Source organism: Micromonospora sp. NPDC049580 (assembly GCF_040675595.1).
Classification (GTDB): domain Bacteria; phylum Actinomycetota; class Actinomycetes; order Mycobacteriales; family Micromonosporaceae; genus Micromonospora.
The window spans coordinates 1-3,353 of record NZ_JBFAPG010000595.1 but is presented as its reverse complement, the minus strand read 5'-3'; the positions used below and the strand labels follow the sequence as shown (position 1 = coordinate 3,353).

General features: G+C 78.8%; 1 protein-coding gene and 1 pseudogene. One reads left to right on the top strand and one right to left on the bottom strand.

What is annotated here, in order from left to right:
- Nucleotides 1–35 precede the first annotated feature (35 nt).
- Nucleotides 36–2,876, bottom strand: a complete 2,841-nt coding sequence (locus AB0J68_RS29650; protein ID WP_363941884.1) for a LuxR C-terminal-related transcriptional regulator — start codon at nt 2,874–2,876, stop codon at nt 36–38.
- A gap of 201 nt (nt 2,877–3,077) precedes the next feature.
- On the opposite strand from AB0J68_RS29650, the pseudogene AB0J68_RS29645 reads away from it, so the two are divergent.
- Nucleotides 3,078–3,353 (top strand): annotated as a pseudogene (locus AB0J68_RS29645) (hypothetical protein); the annotation flags it as partial.

Sequence of the window (3,353 nt, the reverse complement as noted above, 5' to 3'; positions counted from 1 at the left end):
CGGCGAACGACTGACCGGGGCGGCTGCCCGGCCGCTCAGATCAGCCGCAGCTCGCGCGCCCGCCGGACCGCCTCGCGCCGGCGGGTCGCGCCGAGCTTGCGGTAGATGTTGCGCACGTGGGTCTTCACCGTGTTGATCGACAACGACAGCTCGGCGGCGATCTCCACGTTGGACAGGATGCTCTGCAGGTAACGCAGGATGGTCAGCTCCCGCTCGGTCAGCGGCTCGTCGAGCAGGCCACCCGGCTCGACCGCCGGCCGGGGCGCGCTCTCCTCGACGCCCCGGACCAGATCGCTGACAAGCGAGAAGTGCGCGGTGCCCGCATCCAGGTGGGCGGCCAGCAGGTCCCGCACCGACGGTTGGGCCCGGGTGAACGCCCGGCGGCAGCCCTGCGGGCCGGCCAGGTCCAGCACCTGCTCCAGGACGCGCCCGGCCCGGCGTACGTCCCCGGCCCGCTCGGCGAGCACCGCCTCCAGCAGGCCGGCGTCCAGGCGTACCGGAAGGGGCCAGGCGGCGGCCGGCGGCGCCTGCCAGTCCGGCAGCGCCCGCCCGGCGGCGCCGAGGTCGCCGGCCCGCAGCTCCACCCGGGCCAGGGCCACGTCGAGCGCCGGGGTGGCCGCGTCGCCGGTCACACCGGCCAGCAGGTCGCGGGCGCTGTCCAGGTCACCCCGCTCGGCCCGGGTCTCGATTTCGGCCGCCCGGAGCAGGCCCGACAGTTCGGCAGCGGCCGGCTCGTCGGGCAGAGCCTCCCGGGCGCGGGCGAGCAGCCGCTGGGCGGCCGCCGGGTCGCCGGCGTCCCGGTCCAGCCCCGCACGACACCACGCGAGGACCGCCGCCGCCACCGGCTCCGCGCTCGACCCCGACCCGTCGGCGGGACCCGCCTCCGCGAGGCCGACCCCACCGCCCGGACCCGCCGAGCCCACCGCGCCAACCGAGCCCACCGCGCCAACCGCACCGGCCGGGCCGACCGCGAAGGCCGCGCCGGTTGCCGGGGCGGCGAGCGCGAGGTTCGCGGCAGCCTCCTCGGGTTGGTCGCGGTGCAGGGCCACCACTGCCAACGCCAGGTACGCGTAGCCGCAGTCGAGCCGGGAGGACCAGCCCCGGCAGGGCGACATGCCCAGCGCGTCGCGGGCCGCCGCCTCGGCCGCGCGCAGGTCACCGCGGACGGCGAGCAGGAGCGCGGAACGGCTGGCGGCGACCAGCTCGGTGCGCGGCCGACCCGCCTCCCGGGCCGCCGCCCGGGCACGGACGAACCGCGCGTCGGGTAGCGCGCCGGCCGACAGCTCGACGAGACCCAGCGCGGTGCCCGTGAAGGCCCGCAGGTCGGCGTCGTCGGCGTCCGACGGGCGGGTCGACGTGGGCTCGGGCACCCGAGCCGCCTGGTCATCCGGCGACCCGGCTGCGCGGCGATCCGGCACCCCGGCGGGTGGGCCGTCGGTCGGGCGGGTGCGCAGCAGCCGGGCGGCGGCACGCGCCTGCGGCAGGTCACCGGCGAGCCGGGCCAGGGTCAGCTCCAGCGCGGTGGTCAACCGCAGGAACCGGTCCCGCCGCGGCACGGGCAGCGCGCCGGCGTGCCCGGCGGCCGTGCGCAGATGGCCGGCGGCGGCGGGCAGATCACCGGCGTAGGCGCGCTCGGCGGCACAGGCCAGAGCCACCTCCGGGTCGGCGTGCACCACCTCCGGCGGCGGGGACGGCGGCGGCCCACTGACCGGGTCGCGGTCGTAGCGGGTCAGCTCCGGCCAGTGCGCGACGAACAGGTCGCCGGCCAGGCCCCACCGCCCGCCGGCGAGGGCGTGCCGCAGCCCGTCGGCCGGGCGGCCGGCGCCGGCGTACCAGTCGGCCGCTCGCGCGTGCAGCTCCCGCACCTCGTCAGCGGGCATCCGGGCCAGCTCGGCGCGGAGCAGGTCGGCGAGCAGCGGGTCGCAGCGGTACCAGGGCGGGCGGGTCTCCTCCCGGTGCAGCAGGCCGCCGGCCCCGGCCAGGTCGGCCAGCGCCTGCTCGGCGTCCACGCGGCCGGTCAACGCCTCGGCCAGATCGGCGCAGACGGTCTCGGCGAGGGCCGTACGGCGCAGCAGGTCCCGGTCGGCCGGGTCGATGGCGGCCAGCACCTCCTCGTGCAGATAGCCGGCGACCTCCGGTTGGTCGCCGCCGAACTGCCCCACCCAGCGCTCGGGGTCGGGCTGCCCCCGCAACGCCAGCGCGGCGATCCGCAGCGCGGCCGGCCAACCCCCGGTGCGCTCGCGCAGCCGGCGCACCGCCGCCGCCGGCAGTGGTGCGGCGTGCGCGGTCAGCAGGTCGGCCACCTCGTCGTCGGTGAAGGCCAACTCGTCCGGGCCGATCTCGGTGAGCTCGCCGGCGAGGCGCAGCCGGTGCAGGGCCAGCGGCAGCCCGGCCCGCGCACCGACCACCAGGCGCAGCCGCTGCTCGGAGTGCCGCAGCAGGAACTCCAGCCCGGTCAGCGCCGCCGGGTCGGTGATCCGGTGCAGGTCGTCCAGGACCAGCAGCACGGGCTGCTCCGCGGCGGCGAGCCCGGCCGCCAGCAGTTCCAGTTGGTCCGGGCGCGGCGGGCCGGTGGGCAGCGGCGTCACCAGGTCGTCGTCCGCCGCCCCGGTGGCCGTGCGCAGCGCCGCCGCCAGGTACGCCCAGAGCCGGTCGCCGTCGTCGCCGGCCTCCACCGAGACCCACGCCGGCCCGGACATCGACCCGGGCTCGGTCAGCCGGACCCAGGAGGCGAGCAGGGTGGTCTTGCCCCAGCCGGCGGGCGCGGCCACCAGGGTGACCGGCCCGGCGCTGCCCTCGTCGAGCCGGCGCAGCAGGCGGGGCCGGGCCACCACCGGCTCGGGCGGCACGGTCGGGGTCAGCCGCGACGCCAGCAGCGCCGGCTGCTCCCCCCGACGTCGCGGTGCCGTGCCGACTCGCGCGTGATCCTGCTGTTCCGGCACCCGGCCCCACCCCCACGACGCGTTCCACCCCCGGTCGGCGAGCGGTTACCCGGCCCGAACCTGTTCACCCCTTCCGGGCGAGCCCGCTTCACCCCGGCGCGACCGACGATCGGGAGACGTGGACCGGGAGGACGGATGGGACCGATCAGACGGCTGGCGCGGGCGAGATCCGCAGTCGGCACTGGTGCGCGGGCCGGGGCGGCGCGGCTGCTGCGCGTACCCCGGCGGCGCGGCCGGCCCGGCGCGGACCGCCACCGGACCACGGCGGCCGGGTGGGAGGTCGTGACCGTCGACCGACCCGCGGACCAGGTCCTTCCCGGCGGCCGGTGGCCGGAGCCGTTGCGCGACCTGGACGGCACGGTCGAGGTGCGGGTGCGGCCGGCGCCGGGTGACCGGGGCACCGAGTTGGCC